The organism is Streptomyces sp. SID1328, assembly GCF_009865595.1.
In the GTDB taxonomy this organism is placed as follows: domain Bacteria; phylum Actinomycetota; class Actinomycetes; order Streptomycetales; family Streptomycetaceae; genus Streptomyces; species Streptomyces griseoluteus.
This window is the reverse complement of sequence record NZ_WWKH01000325.1, coordinates 1-18,467: the sequence shown is the minus strand read 5'-3', so window position 1 is coordinate 18,467 and position 18,467 is coordinate 1. Positions and strand designations below refer to the sequence as shown.

The 18,467-nt window shown below is 70.7% G+C and carries 16 protein-coding genes and 1 pseudogene; 9 read left to right on the top strand and 8 right to left on the bottom strand.

Going from position 1 to position 18,467, the window contains the following annotated elements; all coding sequences use genetic code 11:
- Window positions 1-74 precede the first annotated feature (74 nt).
- Window positions 75-938 carry a 3-methyl-2-oxobutanoate hydroxymethyltransferase gene (gene panB, locus GT030_RS09480; protein ID WP_031179807.1) on the top strand — a complete coding sequence of 288 codons (864 nt, stop codon included), beginning with the start codon at window positions 75-77 and terminating at the stop codon, window positions 936-938.
- A 127-nt stretch (window positions 939-1,065) separates the two neighbouring features.
- Here panB and GT030_RS37085 read toward each other — a convergent pair.
- Window positions 1,066-1,194, bottom strand: a pseudogene (locus GT030_RS37085) (hypothetical protein); the annotation flags it as partial.
- Between the two features lie 43 nt (window positions 1,195-1,237).
- On the opposite strand from GT030_RS37085, the gene GT030_RS09475 reads away from it, so the two are divergent.
- Both GT030_RS09475 and GT030_RS09470 read left to right on the top strand, forming a co-directional pair.
- The gene (locus GT030_RS09475) at window positions 1,238-1,441 is read left to right on the top strand and encodes a hypothetical protein (protein ID WP_161200709.1); all 204 of its coding nucleotides are present in this window, start codon (window positions 1,238-1,240) and stop codon (window positions 1,439-1,441) included.
- Window positions 1,438-1,962, top strand: coding sequence for a putative immunity protein (locus tag GT030_RS09470; protein ID WP_161200708.1), 525 nt, complete (start codon window positions 1,438-1,440; stop codon window positions 1,960-1,962). Before GT030_RS09475 ends, GT030_RS09470 begins: the two co-directional genes overlap by 4 nt.
- On the opposite strand, the gene GT030_RS09465 is transcribed toward GT030_RS09470, so the two are convergent.
- The 4 genes from GT030_RS09465 to GT030_RS09450 form a co-directional block, all read right to left on the bottom strand.
- Complete coding sequence (locus tag GT030_RS09465; RefSeq protein ID WP_161200707.1) at window positions 1,963-3,717, bottom strand: NAD+ synthase; 1,755 nt, start codon at window positions 3,715-3,717, stop codon at window positions 1,963-1,965.
- A gap of 84 nt (window positions 3,718-3,801) precedes the next feature.
- On the bottom strand, window positions 3,802-5,766 hold the full coding sequence (locus GT030_RS09460) for a S53 family peptidase (RefSeq protein WP_161200706.1): 1,965 nt from the start codon (window positions 5,764-5,766) through the stop codon (window positions 3,802-3,804).
- 199 nt (window positions 5,767-5,965) lie between these two features.
- On the bottom strand, window positions 5,966-6,598 hold the full coding sequence (locus tag GT030_RS09455) for a DUF305 domain-containing protein (RefSeq protein ID WP_161200705.1): 633 nt from the start codon (window positions 6,596-6,598) through the stop codon (window positions 5,966-5,968).
- On the bottom strand, window positions 6,595-7,275 hold the full coding sequence (locus GT030_RS09450) for a DUF3105 domain-containing protein (RefSeq protein WP_161200704.1): 681 nt from the start codon (window positions 7,273-7,275) through the stop codon (window positions 6,595-6,597). The genes GT030_RS09455 and GT030_RS09450 overlap by 4 nt, the downstream gene beginning before the upstream one ends.
- Window positions 7,276-7,601: 326 nt before the next feature.
- Between GT030_RS09450 and GT030_RS09445 the strand changes: the two genes are divergently transcribed.
- Window positions 7,602-8,963, top strand: coding sequence for a glutamine synthetase family protein (locus GT030_RS09445; RefSeq protein WP_031179817.1), 1,362 nt, complete (start codon window positions 7,602-7,604; stop codon window positions 8,961-8,963).
- A 6-nt stretch (window positions 8,964-8,969) separates the two neighbouring features.
- Here GT030_RS09445 and GT030_RS09440 read toward each other — a convergent pair whose 3' ends face one another.
- Window positions 8,970-9,383 carry a VOC family protein gene (locus GT030_RS09440; protein WP_161200703.1) on the bottom strand — a complete coding sequence of 138 codons (414 nt, stop codon included), beginning with the start codon at window positions 9,381-9,383 and terminating at the stop codon, window positions 8,970-8,972.
- Between the two features lie 173 nt (window positions 9,384-9,556).
- Here GT030_RS09440 and GT030_RS09435 point away from each other — a divergent pair, with 173 nt between their 5' ends.
- The 3 genes from GT030_RS09435 to GT030_RS09425 all read left to right on the top strand — a co-directional run bounded on the left by GT030_RS09435 (window position 9,557) and on the right by GT030_RS09425 (window position 13,563).
- Window positions 9,557-9,826 carry a CopG family transcriptional regulator gene (locus tag GT030_RS09435; protein ID WP_161200702.1) on the top strand — a complete coding sequence of 90 codons (270 nt, stop codon included), beginning with the start codon at window positions 9,557-9,559 and terminating at the stop codon, window positions 9,824-9,826.
- On the top strand, window positions 9,823-10,260 hold the full coding sequence (locus tag GT030_RS09430) for a PIN domain-containing protein (protein WP_161200701.1): 438 nt from the start codon (window positions 9,823-9,825) through the stop codon (window positions 10,258-10,260). Before GT030_RS09435 ends, GT030_RS09430 begins: the two co-directional genes overlap by 4 nt.
- 309 nt (window positions 10,261-10,569) lie before the next feature.
- Window positions 10,570-13,563, top strand: a complete 2,994-nt coding sequence (locus GT030_RS09425; protein ID WP_161200700.1) for a bifunctional [glutamine synthetase] adenylyltransferase/[glutamine synthetase]-adenylyl-L-tyrosine phosphorylase — start codon at window positions 10,570-10,572, stop codon at window positions 13,561-13,563.
- Here the strand turns inward: GT030_RS09425 and GT030_RS09420 are convergent.
- Both GT030_RS09420 and GT030_RS09415 read right to left on the bottom strand, forming a co-directional pair.
- A complete protein-coding gene (locus GT030_RS09420; protein ID WP_161200699.1) occupies window positions 13,551-14,408 on the bottom strand; it encodes a phosphatase PAP2 family protein in 858 nt (285 codons plus the stop codon). The two genes, GT030_RS09425 and GT030_RS09420, sit on opposite strands and share 13 nt — an antisense overlap.
- A 98-nt stretch (window positions 14,409-14,506) precedes the next feature.
- Window positions 14,507-15,541, bottom strand: coding sequence for a LacI family DNA-binding transcriptional regulator (locus tag GT030_RS09415; protein WP_135790347.1), 1,035 nt, complete (start codon window positions 15,539-15,541; stop codon window positions 14,507-14,509).
- 459 nt (window positions 15,542-16,000) lie between these two features.
- Between GT030_RS09415 and GT030_RS09410 the strand changes: the two genes are divergently transcribed.
- Together GT030_RS09410 and GT030_RS09405 are read left to right on the top strand one after the other, a co-directional pair.
- Window positions 16,001-17,275 (top strand): extracellular solute-binding protein, encoded by a 1,275-nt coding sequence (locus tag GT030_RS09410; protein WP_161200698.1) that lies wholly within the window; start codon window positions 16,001-16,003, stop codon window positions 17,273-17,275.
- 104 nt (window positions 17,276-17,379) lie between these two features.
- Window positions 17,380-18,384, top strand: a complete 1,005-nt coding sequence (locus tag GT030_RS09405) for a sugar ABC transporter permease (protein WP_161200697.1) — start codon at window positions 17,380-17,382, stop codon at window positions 18,382-18,384.
- Window positions 18,385-18,467: the final 83 nt, after the last annotated feature.

Sequence of the window (18,467 nt, the reverse complement as noted above, 5' to 3'; positions counted from 1 at the left end):
CACGAGGTGCCACCATGGAGACGATCCGGGGACGCCGAAAGGGCGCCTCGAGATGAACTGAAGGAGCCGTTGCCATGACGCAGCTCTCGGCTGCCCAGACGAAGCCCTCCGACGGCAAGACGCTGTACGGAGGAAAGGGCACCCGCCGCATCACGGTCCGCGACATCGCCCTCGCCAAGGAGCGGGGCGAGAAGTGGCCCATGCTCACCGCCTACGACGCGATGACCGCCTCCGTCTTCGACGAGTCCGGCATCCCCGTCCTCCTCGTGGGTGACTCGGCGGGCAACTGCCACCTCGGCTACGAGACGACCGTGCCGGTCACTCTCGACGAGATGACCATGCTCTCCGCCGCCGTCGTACGCGGCACCAGCCGCGCCCTCATCGTCGGCGACCTCCCCTTCGGCTCCTACCAGGAGGGCCCGGTGCAGGCGCTGCGCTCGGCGACCCGGCTGGTCAAGGAGGCCGGGGTGGGCGCGGTCAAGCTGGAGGGCGGCGAGCGGTCGCACGAACAGATCCGGCTGCTGGTCGAGTCCGGCATCCCGGTGATGGCCCACATCGGCCTCACCCCGCAGTCCGTGAACGCCATGGGCTACCGGGTCCAGGGGCGCGGCGAGGAGGCGGCCCAGCAGCTCCTGCGCGACGCGAAGGCGGTGCAGGACGCGGGCGCGTTCGCCGTCGTACTGGAGCTGGTCCCGGCGGAGCTGGCGGCCGAGGTGACGCGGGTCCTCCACATCCCGACGGTCGGCATCGGCGCGGGCCCGGACACCGACGCGCAGGTCCTCGTCTGGACCGACATGCTCGGCCTGACCTCGGGCCGCGTCCCGAAGTTCGTCAAGAAGTACGCGGCGCTCCGCGAGGTCATGGGCGACGCGGCCAAGTCCTTCGCGGAGGACGTCGTCGGCGGAACGTTCCCCCTCGACGAGCACTCCGTCCACTGACCACTGCCGCACCACCAAGGGGCAGCCCGCCGGACCTTCCCCCTACCGGCGGGCTGCCCTGTGGTTTTGGGGGTGCCGGGCCCGGTCCCGCACGTTCAGCGCACGCCGGGCCACCGCCCTCATCAGCTCACCGACCCGCCCCCGCTCGGAGCACGACGCGGTAGTGGGTGGTCAGGCGCCGGTCGTCGTCCAGGACGTGGAAGGCGATGCCGGGCGGCTGGTCCCGGTCTGCGAGGTCGTCGCCCTCCCAGTGCACCGCCCTGGTTACGCTGCTCCGGGGAGTCTGTTCAGGAGGGGTCATGGCGAAGGTCACCATCAGTCTGGAAGCCGACCTGGCCATCGAGGTCATGCTGCTGGCAGGTGCGAAGAGTCCGCAGGATGCGGTTGAGCTGATCGTCCGGGACTACCTGGAACGAGGGCACCGCACCGAGGCCCGTACCGGGAACGCCGCCGACCGGGACCGGCTCGCGGACCGGCGGTCGGCGCCGGAAGAGGGGCGATGAGTGCTGCCGTCGTTCTGAGCAAGGACGATCTCCGGGCTGTCACCGCCTTCGCCGCGGCCTCCGCCGAGACCGTGCTGGGAATCTTCGAGGCCGGTCAGCCCGAAGACTCGCGGCCCAGGGAGGCCGTCAGCGCCGCCTGGGCGTTCGCGCGGGGCGGGGAGCGGGGGAAGGCGCTGCGCGACACGGCGTGGGCGGCGCTCAAGGCGGCCCAGGGGGCGCACTCCGCCGCCGCACGAGAGGCCGCGCGGGCGGCGATGGCCGCGGCCGGGGCCGCCTATCTGCATCCGTTGGCCAAGGCCACGCAGGTCAAGCACATCCTCGGGGCCGGAGCCCACGCCGCGCGGGCGGCCGAGCTGGTCGCCGGGGAGAGCGCGGCCGGCCACCTCGAGCGGACGGTGCGGCGGGCGACACCCCTTGTCGTCGACGTACTCCATCGCTACCCGGCCGCCCCGCAAGGCGGTGGACGGGTGGGCGAGTTGATCCGCGCCCTCGACGCCCGCCTGCGCGCCCGCCCCGAGTGACTACGCCCGCTCCCGCCACGCATTCGTGATCGGCAGCCGCCGGTCCTTCCCGAACCCCTTCGGGGAGATCTTCGTGCCCGGCGGGTACTGCCGCCGCTTGTACTCCGCCGTGTCGACCATGCGGAGGATTCGCACGACGAGCTCACGGTCGAAGCCCGCCGCCACGATCGCGTCCGCCCCCTGGTCGTGGTCGACGTAGAGGTCGAGGATCGCGTCGAGGACGGGGTAGTCCGGGAGGGAGTCGGTGTCGACCTGGCCGGGGCTCAGCTCGGCGCTGGGGGGCTTGGTGATGGAGTTCGACGGGATCGGCGGGGTCTCGCCGCGCTCCTCGGCCGCGCGGTTGCGGTAGCGGGCGAGCCGGAACACCGAGGACTTGTAGACGTCTTTGATCGGGCCGTACGCGCCCACCGAGTCGCCGTACAGGGTCGAATACCCCACCGCCAGCTCGGACTTGTTGCCCGGAGCCAGCACGAGCTGGCCCTCCTGGTTGGACACCGCCATCAGCAGCGTGCCGCGCAGCCGGGACTGGAGGTTCTCCTCCGCGAGCCCGGTCAGACCCAGCGCGCCCATGTACGCGTCGAACATCGGCTCGATCGACACCGTACGGAAGTGCAGCCCGGTACGCCGGGCCAGCTCGGCCGCGTCGCTCCGGGAGTGCTCGGAGGAGTACTTGGACGGCATCGAGATCCCGTACACGTTCTCCGCGCCCATCGCGTCGCACGCGATCGCCGCCACCAGCGCCGAGTCGATGCCGCCGGACAGTCCGATCAGCACCGTGCGGAAGCCGTTCTTGGTGACGTACGCCCGCAGGCCCGTCACCAGCGCGCCGTACATCTCCGCCTCGTCGTCCAGCCGCTGGGCGTAGCCGCCGAGGTGCTCCGGCTCGTACGGCGGCACGGGCTCGGGGGAGAGGACCACGCGGTCGATGCGCAGACCGTCGTCCACGACGCCCGTCGGCGCGTCCGGGTCGGCGGCGGGCAGGTCCAGGTCCAGCAGCAGGCAGGTCTCCTCGAACTGCGGCGCCCGCGCGATCACCGCGCCGTCCGCGCCGACCACGATCGAGTCGCCGTCGAAGACCAGCTCGTCCTGGCCGCCGGTCATGGCCAGATAGGCGGTGGTGCAGCCCGCCTCCTGGGCCCGCTTGCCGACCAGCTCCAGACGGGTGTCGTCCTTGTCGCGCTCGTACGGCGAGGCGTTCACCGAGAGCAGCAGGCCCGCGTGGGCCGAACGGGCGGCGGGGACGCGGCCGCCGTCCTGCCAGAGGTCCTCGCAGATGGCGAGCGCCACGTCCACCCCGCGCACCCGGATCACCGGCATGGTGTCACCGGGCACGAAGTAGCGGAACTCGTCGAAGACGCCGTAGTTCGGCAGGTGGTGCTTGGCGAAGGTGAGGGCCACCTCGCCCCGGTACAGCACCGCCGCCGCGTTCTGCGGGGCACCGGCCGGCTGGCCGTACTTCGGCTGCGCGGTCGCCGAGCGGTCGAGGTAGCCGACGACCACCGGCACCTCGCCGAGCCCCTCCTTCGCCAGCCGGGTGGCCAGCGTGCGCACGGCGGCGCGGGAGGCTTCGACGAAGGAGGAGCGCAGGGCGAGGTCCTCCACGGGATACCCGGTCAGCATCATCTCCGGGAACGCGACCAGATGCGCTCCCGCCTCGGCCGACTGACGGGTCCGGTGGACGACGGACTCGGTGTTGCCGGCGATGTCGCCGACCCGGGCATCGATCTGATTCAGGGCGAGACGAAGTTGAGGCACCCCGTCAGTGTAATCGTCACTCAGACGCGATGGGGGGCGTGAGGTGTCCGGCACCCCACGCCCCCCGTCACCGGCTACCGCGGATCAGTGGCCCTTGTACGACTGCACGTAGCCGTTCGCGGGCGAGCCCACGCCGGTCACGTCGTCGTAGCCCTTGACCGCGTGCAGCGAGCTGTCCTTGCCGAGGCTGCGGACCGAGGTGGTCAGGCCGCCGGAGGCGTCCAGACCGTTCACGAAGTCGGTACGGGCCACCGCCAGGCCGGAGCCGGTCGGGTTGTCGGTGACGTCGTGGAAGACGCCCTTCTTGCCGTACCGCTGGTAGATCGACGGGTTGGCGAAGCCGATCGCCTTGCCGCCGCGCGCCTCCTGCGCCAGCGCCTGCACGGCCGCGATCACCGGCGCGGCCAGCGAGGTGCCGCCGATGCGGTACTCGCTGTAGCGCTGGGTCCCGTCCGGGAAGGTCTGGGTCTGGCCGACCAGGAAGCCGGTGTTCGGGTCGGCGATGGCCGCGATGTCCGGGACGACGCGGTTGCCGGCCTTGTTGTTGGCCGTGGCCAGCTTCTTCGGGACGATGCCCTGCTGGTAGTACGGCCGCGGCACGGTCCTGCTGGTGCCGCCGCCCGCGCCCGAGGTGAAGGCGCCGGGGAAGGCGTCCCAGCTCTTGCCGTCGGCCGACAGGAGGGCCTTCTCGGTGCCCCAGCCGGTCTCCCACTGGTACGTGTCGCCCTTGCCGACCGCCAGCGAGGTACCGCCGACCGCCGTCACCCAGGCCGAGTTGGCGGGGGTGTCGACCTGCTTCACGCCCGGCGTGGTGTCCGTGGCGGTGTTCGCCACCTCGTCACCGTTGTCGCCGGAGGAGAAGTAGAAGCCGATGCCCTCCACCGCGCCGAACTGGAACACCTGGTCGTAGGCGGCGGCCAGGTCCGGCGTCTGGTTGGCCTCGATGTCGCCCCACGAGTTGGAGACGATGTCGGCCAGGTGGTTGTCGACGACCTTGCTGAGCGAGTCGAGCAGGTCGTCGTCGAGGCAGGACGCGGCGCCCACGTAGGTGACGTCCGCGTTCGGCGCGACCGCGTGCACGGCCTCGACGTCGAGGGTCTCCTCGCCGTACCAGCCGGCCGCCCCGCACTCGTCGGCCCCGGTGTGCGTGTACTTCTTCGGCAGCACCTGGTGGAGCTGGCCGGTCTTCCACGCCGCGTCGCCGTGCTTCTTGGCGTAGGAGCCCGCGTCGAAGGCGATGGTCGGCGAGGCGTAGGCGTCCGTGATGGCGACGCGCACGTGCTTGCCGGTGTACTGGCCCGCGCCGTAGGCCGCGCGGAGCTGCTTGCCGGTGTAACCCTGGATCGCGTACGGGATCTTGTGGCCGTACGCGTCCGGCAGGCTGCTCGCGGTGTTCGAGCCGAAGTAGCTCGAGAACGGACCGGCGTTCTTGAACACCGCGTCCGGGGGCGGCAGTTGATCGTCGTGCTTCGACTTGTGCGGCGCGTTGTCCAGGCCCGTCACGGTGAGCACGGCGCCCTTGAGCGAGGCGGGCGCGGAGGCGGTCTTCGCCGGGGCGCGGTAAGTCCGCTTCCCCTTGGCGTAGTTGTGGAGCTGGGTGCCGAACGCCTTCTCGGCGGCGGCCACGTCACCGGAGACGGCGACGTAGTGCGCGGTGACCCCGGTGACCGTCAGGCCGGCCGACTTCAGCCAGGACTTGACGGCGGTCACCTGGGCCTTGGTGGCCCCGAAGCGGGCCTGCGCCTGCTTGGCGCCGAGGTGCTTGCCGTACAGCGGCGAGGCCGGGTCGGAGACGGCCCTGGCGTAGGCCGCCAGCCCGGCCGCGTCCCGCCCGGCCAGGTAGACGCGGGCGTTGACGCGGGCGCTGTCGGCCGCGGCGCCCTTGTCCGCCTTCGCCGTGGCCCACAGCGGCCGGGTACCGGTCAGCGCGTTGCGCGCCGGGCCGTCCGCGTGGGCCGCGGGTATGCCGAGCGCCAGCGCCCCGGCGATCATCGGCAGCGTCGCCGCCATGCTCACACCGGCGCGCGTCTTGGCGCGGTTGGATCTCATAGAACCCCCTGCGATGCGTTTCGCATGCATGTCGTGGTCGGTACGTCGCGGATGTGCGCCGGTGAAGCGGCGGTGTCGACCGGCGTGGAGATCGCACGATGGGGGCCACTCTGACTGATGAACCGTTCATGTCAGGGGCAGCAAAAGGTCAAGAGAAGCTCAAGTAACCATGCCAAAGAGCTGACTTGATCCGAATTTCTCACGAACGGGCGTGTGCGCCCCGCTTCTTGAGCATGTCCGCCATCAGCCGGATCTCGGACCGCTGGGCGTCCACCATCCCCCGCGCGAGCCGCTGCTCCGGCCCCGCCGCACACCGGGTCACACACCCCTCGGCCATGTGCACCCCGCCCTTGTGGTGCTCCGTCATGAGCTGGAGGTAGAACACCTCCGCCGCCCGCCCGTCGAGCGAACTCAGCTTCCGAAGATCCGAGTTGGTGGCCATACCCGGCATCAGCGCGCCGTCCTGCCCCGGCGGCATGTCACCCATGCCCATCCATGTCATCGGCGGCTCGGCGGACACCTTCGGCAGTCCCCACAGATCCAGCCAGCCCAGCAGCATCCCGCGCTGGTTGGCCTGGGTCTGCGCGATGTCGTACGCGAGCCGCCGCACCTCCTCGTCGCCGGTGCGGTCGCGCACCAGGTACGACATCTCCACGGCCTGCTGGTGGTGCACGGCCATGTCCCGCGCGAACCCGGCGTCCGCCGACTCCGCGCCCGGCACCCGTACGGCGACAAAGTCACGCTCCCCGCCGGCCGCGTACCCCCCGGCCCCCGCCGCGACGACGGCCAGGACGGCGGCACCGGCCGCCCACCCGGCGTACCCGCGCCTCACTTCATGACCCCGCCGGTGCAGGAGGCGCCCGGCTCCGGGGTCTGCTTGCCCTGCACATAGGCGGCGAAGAACTTGTCCACCTCGGGGTCGGACGCGCTCTTCACGCTCACCTGGTGCCCCCACGCCGAAAGGATCAGCGGCGCGTCCTGGTCCGCGTACGGGCTCATCAGCGAGTACGGCGTCCGCTTCACCTTGGCCGCGAGCGCGTCCACGTCCGCCTTCTTCGCCTTGTCCGTGTACGTCACCCAGACCGCGCCGTGCTCCAGCGCGTGCACCGCGTTCTCGTCCCGCACCGGCTCCTTGTAGACGTCGCCGTTGCAGTTGAGCCACACCGGGTTGTGGTTCCCGCCGACCGGCGGGTGCATCGGGTACGTCACCTTGGTGCTGACGTGGGTGCGCGACAGCTTGCCGGACCAGGTGCGCACCCCGTCCGCGCCCGTGGTGAAGTGCCCGGAGCCGCCCTTGGCGTCCCCGCTCGCGGCGGTGTCCTTGTCCTTGCCCGAGTCCGACTGGGAGCGCACCAGCGCCACCCCGCCCGCGACCAGCCCCGCGACGACCACGACGCTCGCGGCGACTGCCAGCACCCGGTTGCGGCGGGCGCGGGCACGCTCGGCGCGCCGCATCTCCTCTATGCGCGCGGCGCGCGAAGAGGCGGGGGTGTGCTGGTCGGTACCCATGGGGCGTGTCCTTCCGCAGGGCGGTCTCGGGGTCCGCTGATCGTAAGGGGACGGGCGGAGCGCGGGGGAGCGATGTGCGACAACCGGATAATTCGCGCCCGCGGGCCCGCCGACGGCCGCGGCCATGACGGACGGCCCGATGAACATGCAAGATGGTCGGCAGGACGGTATTCCCGCCGCAGGCGGAACGTTCAGCCCGGAGACGTCCGGCCGATCAAGGTCCGCAACGCGCGCGAAACGCCGATGTGGTGGGATGCTCAGGTGCCGACCGCCTCTCGTCGCACCACGGACAGGCGGCCTGACCAGCAAGGATGGGGAAGCGGAAGATGGACAAGCAGCAGGAGTTCGTGCTCCGGACCTTGGAGGAGCGCGACATCCGGTTCGTACGCCTGTGGTTCACGGACGTGCTGGGCTTCCTGAAGTCCGTCGCCGTGGCCCCCGCGGAGCTCGAGCAGGCGTTCGACGAGGGCATCGGCTTCGACGGCTCGGCCATCGAGGGCTTCGCCCGCGTCTACGAGTCCGACATGATCGCCAAGCCGGACCCGTCCACGTTCCAGGTCCTGCCCTGGCGCGCGGAGGCCCCCGGTACGGCCCGCATGTTCTGCGACATCCTGATGCCGGACGGCTCCCCGTCCTTCGCCGACCCGCGCTACGTCCTCAAGCGGGCGCTGGCCCGCACCTCCGACCTGGGCTTCACCTTCTACACCCACCCGGAGATCGAGTTCTTCCTGCTGAAGAACAAGCCGACGGACGGCAGCCGGCCGACCCCGGCGGACAACTCCGGGTACTTCGACCACACCCCGCAGAACGTGGGCATGGACTTCCGCCGTCAGGCGATCACCATGCTGGAGTCGATGGGCATCTCGGTGGAGTTCTCCCACCACGAGGGCGGCCCCGGCCAGCAGGAGATCGACCTGCGGTACGCCGACGCGCTCTCCACCGCGGACAACATCATGACGTTCCGCCTGGTCATGAAGCAGGTCGCGCTGGAGCAGGGGGTGCAGGCGACCTTCATGCCGAAGCCGTTCTCGGAGTTCCCCGGCTCGGGCATGCACACCCACCTCTCCCTCTTCGAGGGCGACCGCAACGCGTTCTACGAGTCCGGCTCGGAGTACCAGCTCTCCAAGGTCGGCCGCTCCTTCATCGCGGGCCTGCTGCGGCACGCGGCGGAGATCTCGGCGGTCACCAACCAGTGGGTCAACTCCTACAAGCGCATCTGGGGCGGCTCGGAGCGCACGGCGGGCGCGGGCGGCGAGGCCCCCTCGTACATCTGCTGGGGCCACAACAACCGCTCGGCCCTGGTCCGCGTCCCCATGTACAAGCCGGGCAAGACCGGCTCGGCGCGCGTGGAGGTCCGTTCCCTCGACTCGGGCGCCAACCCCTACCTCGCCTACGCCGTCCTCCTGGCCGCCGGCCTCAAGGGCATCGAGGAGGGCTACGAGCTCCCCCCGGGCGCCGAGGACGACGTCTGGGCCCTCTCCGACGCGGAACGCCGCGCCATGGGCATCGAACCGCTGCCCCAGAACCTCGGCGAGGCCCTCACCCTCATGGAACGCAGCGACCTGGTGGCCGAAACCCTGGGCGAACACGTCTTCGACTTCTTCCTCCGCAACAAGAAGAGCGAGTGGGAGGAGTACCGCAGCGAGGTCACGGCGTTCGAGCTGCGGAAGAACCTGCCGGTGCTGTAAGGCCGATCACCGAACGGGCTGCCCGATCCCCATCAGATTCCCCTCACTGTCCCGGAACCAGGCAGCCCGCTCCCCCCGAGCGCCCTTGCTCGGATAGTTGCCCTGTACTTCGGCAACGCCGTTCTCGGTCCGGAACCCCGGAGCCTCGACGTCCTCGAAGACCACCCCCCGCCCCCGAAGCTCGGCGAGGGTGGCTTCGAGGTCGTCGACCTCCCACCCCATCTGGGTAAAGGTGCCGGGGGAAACCCCAGTGGACTGGAACAGCGCGAAGAACGAATCCCCACACCGGTAGAGCAGCCCCCCGGGCCGCTCGTCGAACGGCTCCAGCCCCAGCTTCTCGGAGTAGAACCGCCGAGCCCGCTCCAGATCCTGAGCAGGCAGCCGGGTAGCCACGGACCCCCGCGCCAGCGCCCCGCTCACGACGCCTTCCCCTCGGAGAGCCGCGCCGGCACCCGATGCAGCGGCTCAGTGGTCCGGACCCGATATTCCGGCTCACTGACCTCAAGCCCCCGCCCCCGCAGCTGGGCATAAGCCGTAACCATGCAAGCCCTCTCTCCACGGAGTCGGTGGTACAGGAGCTGTACCATGCCCCCATGGCCCTCAAACGCACGAACGTCTACGCGGACGACGGTGACTTGGCGCTGATCAAGGAGGCGGCGGCCCGGTTGGGCCTCTCGGAGGCGGAGATAATCCGCGAGGGCATTCACCGCATCGCGCTGGCACACCGAGTCTGGGACGAGCCGTTCGTAGCGGACGAGGAGACCTTCGACCTCGGCGAGCCGATGGACCGGGACGAGATCGGCGAAGCGGTGACCGGGGGATACGAGGCACGCGAGCACCGGAACAGGAACAACGCTGCGTGATCGCCATCGCCGACACCTCGGGCATCCTCGCCCTCTACAACCGCTCGGACCCGGCCCACACCGCGGCCAGGAAGGCGGCCGACCAGTGCGGCTTCCTGGTGGCAACCCCGATGGCCCTCACCGAGGTACACCAGGTGGCCACAAGCAGAGCGGGCCGCAGAGCGGCGGACTCGATCCTGCGCAGCCTCACCGACAGGGTGAGCGAGATGCGCCTGATCCTGGCGAACCCCACCCCGGAGACCCTGGACGCCGCACTGACGGTAAGAGCCCGCTATCAGTCACTGGACCTGGACTTGGTGGACGCCATGAACGTGGCTCTGGCGGCCGAGTACGCGACGGACGCCATCCTCACCAGAGACCTGCGCGATTTCAGGACCGTACGCCCCCTGAACGGCAAGCACACCCACTTCCGAGTCCTGCCGGACGACCTCTGAGCACCCCACGAAGCCGCACCCGCAAACGGCGGCGAGGGGACGTGTCGGGGGGTGTCCGCCCGCAGCGGCCGGCGATGAGGCAAGTCGAACGCATCGGGGAAACAGAAGTCGCCGGACCGAGGACGGACACCCCCCGGCGCGGCCCCGCCCCACGACGACGCGGGAGCGAGCCACGGACGGCACGAGGCCGCTGCCACACGAGGTGGCGGCGAGCCCGCGGGCGACGCGAGGCCGACGCCACACGAGGCGGAGGCGGTGGCACGGTTAGGCTCTGGCCAGGACCGTCTTGATCCCGAGGGGAGGCCGCGGATGACGCCGGGGCGCAGGAGCAGTACGTTCACCAGACTGCTTCGGCACGGCTTCACGGACCCCTCGGGAGCGGAACGCCTGCTGGACAGCCCCGAGCTGGCGCCGGTCAAGGCGGACCCGGTCCTCCTGGAGGCGCTGGGCGCGACAGCGGACCCGGACCTCGCCCTGCGCGGCCTGGTGAGACTGCTGGAGGCCCAGCCGGCCCCCACGGACCACCGGGAACTCCTGGACACCCTGATCGCGGCGAAACCCCTCCGCGACCGCCTCCTGGGCGTACTGGGCGCATCGGCGGCCCTCGCGGACCACTTGACCCGCCACCCCCACGACTGGCAGGAACTGGTCACCTACGAGCCAAGGGACCTGCACCCGGGAGTGACGGAGTTCGAACGCGGCCTCGCGGAAGCGACGGACCCGGTGGAACTGAGAGTGGCGTACCGCCGCTGCCTGCTCTCCATCGCCGCGAGGGACGTCTGCGGCACCACGGACGTGACCCAGACGGCAGCGGAACTGGCGGACCTGGCAACGGCAACCCTCCGCGCAGCCCTGGCCATGGCCCAGACCGCGGCCCCCGAGGACGCGCGAGCCTGCCGCCTGGCAGTGATCGCCATGGGCAAGTGCGGCGGCCACGAACTGAACTACGTCTCCGACGTGGACGTGATCTTCGTAGCGGAGCCCACTCCGGGCACGGACGAGACGAAGGCCCTGAAGGCGGCCACAAGACTCGCCTCCCACATGATGCGCATCTGCTCGGAAACCACCGTCGAGGGCTCGATCTGGCCGGTGGACGCGAACCTCCGCCCGGAGGGCCGCAACGGCCCCCTCGTCCGCACCCTGAGCAGTCACCTCGCCTACTACCAGCGCTGGGCGAAGACCTGGGAGTTCCAGGCCCTCCTGAAGGCCCGCCCGGTCGCGGGGGACAAGGAACTCGGCGAGGCGTACACGGAAGCCCTGGCCCCCATGGTCTGGCAAGCGGCCGACCGGGAGAACTTCGTCCCCGACGTGCAGAAGATGCGCCGCAGGGTGGTGGAGAACATCCCCCCGGCGGAGATCGACAGAGAGCTGAAGCTCGGCCCGGGCGGCCTGAGGGACGTCGAATTCGCCGTCCAGCTGCTCCAGCTGGTACACGGCCGCACAGACCAGGCTCTCCGCAGCGGCACCACTCTGAAGGCACTGCAGGCCCTGGCGAAGGGCGGCTACGTAGGCCGGGAGGACGCCGCCCGCCTCGACGAGGCATACCGGTTCCTCCGCGAACTGGAACACCGCATCCAGCTGTTCCAGCTCCGCCGCACCCACCTGGTCCCCGAGGCGGAGGAAGACCTCCGCCGCCTGGGCCGCTCACTGGGCCTGCGTACGGACCCGGTGGCGGGCCTGCGCCGGGAATGGAAGCGCCACACAGGAGTGGTCCGCCGCCTCCACGAGAAGATCTTCTACCGCCCCCTCCTGGACGCCGTGGCCCAACTGGCCCCCGGCGAAACAAGGCTGAGCGCGGAAGCGGCGAGAGAACGGCTGGTCGCCCTCGGCTACGCGGACCCCGCGGCGGCCCTCCGCCACCTCGAGGCCCTGGCCTCCGGCGTCACCCGCAAGGCGGCCATCCAGCGCACCCTCCTCCCCGTCCTCCTCGGCTGGTTCGCGGACTCGGCCGACCCCGACGCCGGCCTCCTGAACTTCCGCAAGGTCTCGGACGCCCTGGGCAAAACCCCCTGGTACCTGCGCCTCCTCCGGGACGAGGGCGCGGCCGCGGAGAACCTGGCGAGGGTCCTCTCGGCGGGCCGCCTGGCCCCCGACCTCCTCCTCCGGGCCCCCGAAGCCGTGGCCCTCCTCGGCGACGGAGACGCGGGCGGTCTGCAACCCCGAGGCAGGGCCCAGCTGGAACAGGAGATCACCGCGGCGGTGAACCGCGCGGAGAACGCGGAACAGGGCGTGACAGCCGCCCGAGGCGTGAGGCGCCGGGAACTCTTCCGCACCGCCGCAGCGGACATCGTCGGCTCGTACGGCACGGAAACCACCCCGGCGGAGTCCGACGAGGGCGTCCTCCTGGACCGCACGGGCAACGCGATCTCCGACCTCACCGCCGCCACCCTCGCCGGCACCCTCCGGGCGGTCGTCCGCGAGACCTGGGGCGACACCCTCCCGACCAGGTTCGCGATCATCGGCATGGGTAGATTCGGCGGCCACGAACTCGGCTACGGCTCCGACGCGGACGTGTTGTTCGTGCACGAACCGAGGGAGGGCGTGGACGAGCACGAGGCCGCGAAGGCCGCCAACAAGGTGGTGGCCGAGATGCGCCGCCTGCTCCAGCTCCCCAGCGCCGACCCGCCCCTGCTGATCGACGCCGACCTGCGCCCGGAGGGCAAGTCCGGTCCGCTGGTCCGCACCCTGAAGTCGTACGAGGCGTACTACCGCAGGTGGTCGCTGGGCTGGGAGTCGCAGGCGCTGCTGCGGGCGGAGCCGGTGGCGGGCGACGAGGACCTGGGCCGCCGCTTCATGGCGCTGATCGACCCGCTGCGCTACCCCGCCCGCGGCCTGGACGAGGACGCGGTGCGCGAGATCCGCCGGCTGAAGGCCCGGATGGAGTCCGAGCGGCTGCCGCGCGGCGCCGACCCCAAGCTGCACACCAAGCTGGGCCCCGGCGGTCTGTCGGACGTGGAGTGGACGGTCCAGCTGCTGCAGCTCCGGCACGCCTGGGAGGTGCCGGGCCTGCGCACCCCGAGGACCCGTGAGGCGCTGGCGGCGGCGCGCGAGGCCGGCCTGATCGGCGCGGAGGACGCGGCCGTGCTGGACGAGGCGTGGGTGCTGGCCAGCCGGGTCCGCAACGCGGTGATGCTGGTCCGGGGCCGGGCGGGCGACACCTTCCCCACCGAGCCCCGCGAACTGGCGGCGGTGGGCCGCTACCTGGGTTACGGCGAGGGCCGGGCCGGCGACATGCTGGACGCGTACCGCCGTACCGCCCGCCGGGCCCGGTCGGTCGTGGACGAGCTGTTCTACGCCGGCTGACGCGCCCCGGCACCGAGCACGGCTCTGGGCACCTGCGGCCACCGTCCGTACCAGAGCCGGGCCACCGTCACCCCGAAGGCGAGGCACAGCATCCCGCCGACCGCGTCCAGCCAGAAGTGGTTGGCCGTGGAGACGATGACCAGCAGCGTCAGCGCCGGGTACGCCAGCCCCAGCACCCGTACCCACGGCACCGAGGCCAGCGCGAACACGGTCAGCCCGCACCACAGCGACCACCCGATGTGCATGGACGGCATCGCGGCGTACTGGTTGGACATGTGCTTGAGGTCGCCGGAGGCCATCGAGCCCCAGGTGTGGTGCACCATCACGGTGTCGATGAAGTGGCCGCCGCGCATCAGCCGGGGCGGGGCGAGCGGGAAGAGGTAGTACCCGGCGAGGGCCACGCCCGTGGTGGCGAACAGCACCAGCCGGATGGGGGCGTAGCGGTCGGGATGCCATCGGTAGAGCCACACCAGCACCCCGATGGTGATCACGAAGTGCAGTGTGGCGTAGTAGTAGTTCATGCCGATGATCAGCCAACCCACCGAGTCGGCGGCGTGGTTGACGGACGTCTCGACGGCGATGCCCAGCCGGTGCTCCAGCCACCACACCGCGTCGGCGTTGCGCAGCGCCTCGCGCCTCTGCTCCGGGACGGCGTTGCGGATGAGCGAGTACGTCCAGTAACTCGCGCCGATCAGCAGGATCTCGAACCACAGCCGGGGGCGCCGGGGACGGCGGACCCGCTCGCGCAGGGTCCGCGCCCCGCCGGCGCTCCGGCCCGTGACGGTCCGCGGTACGGCCACCTCGTCGCGGTGGCCGCCCGGTCCTGTCACGGTCGAGTCACTCATAGCTACCAAGTCTGCCAGACAAGGGACGCTCGACAGATCATCCCAAGGCCGGTACCACCACGCATGTTCTGCGCGAAAACGCCTGGCCGGGCGGGCGCTCAGCCCCGCGAACGCTCGCCCGGCGCCGAGGCGGTGGACCCACGCACGACCAGCTCCGGCATGAAGACGAACTCGCTGTGCGGGGCGGGCGTCCCGCCGATCTCCTCCAGCAGCGTGCGCACCGCGGCCTGGCCCATGGCCGGGACGGGCTTGCGCACGGTGGTCAGCGGCGGGTCGGTGAACGCGATCAGCGGCGAGTCGTCGAAGCCGACCACCGAGACGTCGCGCGGCACGTCGAGGCCGAGCTGCCGGGCGGCCCGTATCGCGCCGAGCGCCATCATGTCGCTGGCGCACACTATGGCCGTGCACTGGCGCCCGATGAGCGCGGCGGCCGCCGCCTGCCCGCCCTCCAGGGTGTACAGCGAGTGCTGCACCAGCTCCTCGGCGACCAGGTCCGCGCCCAGCCCCAGCTGGTCCTGCATCGCGCGGACGAAGCCCTCGATCTTGCGCTGCACCGGCACGAACCGTTTCGGCCCGAGCGCCAGACCGATCCGGGTGTGGCCCAGCGACACCAGATGCGTGACCGCGAGCGTGGTCGCGGCCCGGTCGTCGGGGGAGATGAAAGGTGCCTGCACCTTGGGCGAGAACCCGTCCACCAGCACGAACGGGACGCCCTGGGCGCGCAGTCGCTCGTAGCGCTGCATGTCGGCGGTGGTGTCGGCGTGCAGCCCGGAGACGTAGATGATCCCGGCCACCCCCCGGTCCACCAGCATCTCGGTCAGCTCGTCCTCGGTGGAGCCGCCCGGGGTCTGGGTGGCCAGCACCGGGGTGTAGCCCTGCCCGGTCAGCGCCTGGCCGATGACCTGCGCCAGCGCCGGGAAGATCGGGTTCTCCAGCTCCGGGATGATCAGGCCCACCAGGCCCTCGCTGCGCTGGCGGAGCCGCACCGGACGCTCGTAGCCGAGCACGTCCAGCGCGGCCAGGACGGACTGGCGGGTGGTGGCGGCGACGCCCGGCTTCCCGTTGAGGACCCGGCTGACGGTCGCTTCGCTCACCCCCGCCTGCGCAGCGATGTCCGCAAGCCGTGTGGTCACGCCTGTGGACTGTACCGGCCGCACCGCGCCCGGCGCACCGGCGGGACGCCGTACGCGGGCGGCCGAACGGCCCGCCGTGGATTGCCGCGTCATCGCGCTCCTCGCCCCTCATGGGTATGTCGTCGCTCGTGCCCGCCGGATGGTCCGCCCGGCGCACGGCCGCAAGGGGATGATCCCGGCGGCGGCCCCCCGCGGCAAGAGCTTGCAGAGTCTTGCACAAGTGTCCGTCAACCCGCCTACCGGCGGTAGACCTGTATTTCGACAAGGTCTGGGGCAGGTCACGACACGGTAACCCGGCCGTCTTCTTGCACTTTTTTTCTGCAAGGTCTTTCGCGGCGCTTACAACGCTGTTACGTTCCGAGTCGCCCGGCCGCGGCAATGGCGCAGTCGGCACGACGCGGGTGGCGGCAGACGGGGCCGTCCCTGCAATCTCGGGCTTTTCACCCTCAAGGAGAACTCATGCGGCGTGGCATAGCGGCCTCCGCGCTCGTGGCGTCCCTCGCCCTCACGGCGACGGCGTGCGGCGGGAGCGACGACGGCGACAGCAAGTCGGACGGCCCGGTGACCCTCACCTGGTGGGACACCTCCAACGCCACCAATGAGGCGCCGACGTACAAGGCCCTGGTCGAACAGTTCCAGGCCGCCAACAAGAACATCAAGGTCAAGTACGTCAACGTGCCCTTCGACCAGGCGCAGAACAAGTTCGACACCGCCGCCGGCTCCAAGGGCGCGCCGGACATCCTGCGGTCCGAGGTCGGCTGGACCCCGGCCTTCGCCAAGAAGGGCTTCTTCCTGCCGCTGGACGGCACCGACGCCCTGGCCGAGCAGGACAAGTTCGAGCCCAACCTGATCAAGCAGGCCCAGTACGAGGGCAAGACCTACGGCGTGCCGCTGGTCACCGACACCCTCGCGTTCGTCTACAACAAGGCCCTGTTCAAGAAGGCCGGCATCACCGAGGCCCCCAAGACCTGGGACGAGCTGAAGGCCGACGCCGCGAAGGTCAAGGACAAGGCGAAGGTCGACGGCTACTGGGGCTCCACCCAGGCGTACTACGCCCAGTGCTTCCTCTACGGCGAGGGCACCGACACCGTCGACGCCGCGGGCAAGAAGATCACCGTCGCCTCCGCCCCGGCGAAGAAGGCGTACGGCACCTGGCAGAGCACGTTCTCCGGCAAGGGCCTGCACAAGGCGGACACCACCGCGGACGCCTACGCCCACATCCAGGACGCGTTCGTCAACGGCAAGGTCGCCTCGATCATCCAGGGCCCCTGGGAGATCACGAACTTCTACAAGGGCTCGGCCTTCAAGGACAAGTCCAACCTCGGCATCGCCACCGTCCCGGCCGGCTCGGCCGGCAAGGCGGGCGCCCCGACCGGCGGCCACAACCTCTCGGTCTACGCCGGCTCGGACAAGGCTCACCAGGACGCGGCCCTGAAGTTCGTGAAGTTCATGACCTCGGCCAAGTCCCAGGAGACCATCGCGCTGAAGAACTCCACGCTGCCGACCCGCGGCGACGCCTACACCTCCCAGGTCAAGGCCGACCCCGGCATCGCCGGCTACCAGGGCGTGCTCTCCGCCGCCCAGCCCCGCCCGGCGATGCCGGAGTACAGCTCCCTGTGGGGCCCGCTGGACACCGAGCTGCCCAAGGTGGCCGGGGGCAAGGAGCCGCTGGACAAGGGCCTGAGCAACGCCGAGCTGGCCATCGCCAAGCTGGTGCCCGACTTCAGCAAGTGAGCCCGTGTGGCCGCCGGGTTCCCCCCGCCGTGGGGGATGGGGAGAACCCGGCGGCCACCGGCCTGTGACCAGCCCGCCCCCGAACTTGTAGAAGGTGTCGCACCATGACAGTCGCCATCGACCGCGCGACCGGCCGGCGCAGCGGTGAGCGGCCGCCCCGGCCCGGTCTCGGGCAGCGCCTGAAGAACGGCTACCAGAGGTACTGGTACGCGTACGCGATGATCGCGCCTGTGGTCGTCGTGCTCGGCATCCTCGTGGGCTACCCGCTGGTGCGGGGCGTCTACCTGACCCTCACCGACGCCAACAGCCTCAACTCGGCGCGCACCATCGGTGTCAACCACATCGACGCCACCTACAAGTTCATCGGGCTGGCCAACTACCAGGACATCCTCTTCGGCCCCACGGCCTACGACCGCTTCTGGTCGCACTTCCTGTGGACCGTGTTCTGGACCGTCGCCTGCGTCACCCTGCACTACGTCATCGGGCTCGGCCTCGCGATGATGCTCGACCAGAAGCTGCGCGGCCGCACCGTCTACCGGCTGCTGCTCGTGCTGCCCTGGGCGGTGCCCACCTTCGTGACCGTCTTCTCCTGGCGGATCATGCTGGCCGACTCCGGTGTGCTCAACCAGATCCTCGGCGCCCTCCACCTGCCCCAGCCCCAGTGGCTGGAGGACACCTTCTGGCAGCGGTTCGCCGCCATCATGGTCAACACCTGGTGCGGGGTGCCGTTCATGATGCTCTCGCTCCTCGGCGGTCTCCAGTCCATCGACTCCTCGCTCTACGAGGCGGCCGAGATGGACGGCGCGAGCGCCTGGCAGCGCTTCAGGCACGTCACCCTGCCCGGACTGCGCTCGGTCAGTTCCACCGTCGTCCTGCTCGGTGTGATCTGGACCTTCAACCAGTTCGCCATCATCTTCCTGCTGTTCGGCCCGACCGGCGCCCCGGACGCCCAGATCCTCGTCACGTGGGCCTACTTCCTCGGCTTCGGACAGCAGCCGCGCGACTTCGCCCAGTCCGCCGCGTACGGCGTACTGCTGCTGTCGATCCTGACCGTGTTCACCTCCTTCTACTTCCGCTGGCTGAAGCGCAATGACCAGCTCGCCGTCTGACGCCGCAGGAGCCGCCGCCATGAGCACCACGACACCCCCCGAGACCGCGCCGGGACGCCCGCTCACCGCCGCCGCACCGGCCG

Bases quoted from the DNA above. Each gene is read 5' to 3' on its own strand.
- panB (WP_031179807.1), top strand. From the start codon at position 75: ATGACGCAGCTCTCGGCTGCCCAGACGAAGCCCTCCGACGGCAAGACG.
- GT030_RS09475 (WP_161200709.1), top strand. From the start codon at position 1,238: ATGGCGAAGGTCACCATCAGTCTGGAAGCCGACCTGGCCATCGAGGTC.
- GT030_RS09470 (WP_161200708.1), top strand. From the start codon at position 1,438: ATGAGTGCTGCCGTCGTTCTGAGCAAGGACGATCTCCGGGCTGTCACC.
- GT030_RS09460 (WP_161200706.1), bottom strand. From the start codon at position 5,766: ATGAGATCCAACCGCGCCAAGACGCGCGCCGGTGTGAGCATGGCGGCG.
- GT030_RS09450 (WP_161200704.1), bottom strand. From the start codon at position 7,275: ATGGGTACCGACCAGCACACCCCCGCCTCTTCGCGCGCCGCGCGCATA.
- GT030_RS09445 (WP_031179817.1), top strand. From the start codon at position 7,602: ATGGACAAGCAGCAGGAGTTCGTGCTCCGGACCTTGGAGGAGCGCGAC.
- GT030_RS09435 (WP_161200702.1), top strand. From the start codon at position 9,557: ATGGCCCTCAAACGCACGAACGTCTACGCGGACGACGGTGACTTGGCG.
- GT030_RS09425 (WP_161200700.1), top strand. From the start codon at position 10,570: ATGACGCCGGGGCGCAGGAGCAGTACGTTCACCAGACTGCTTCGGCAC.
- GT030_RS09420 (WP_161200699.1), bottom strand. From the start codon at position 14,408: ATGAGTGACTCGACCGTGACAGGACCGGGCGGCCACCGCGACGAGGTG.
- GT030_RS09410 (WP_161200698.1), top strand. From the start codon at position 16,001: ATGCGGCGTGGCATAGCGGCCTCCGCGCTCGTGGCGTCCCTCGCCCTC.
- GT030_RS09405 (WP_161200697.1), top strand. From the start codon at position 17,380: ATGACAGTCGCCATCGACCGCGCGACCGGCCGGCGCAGCGGTGAGCGG.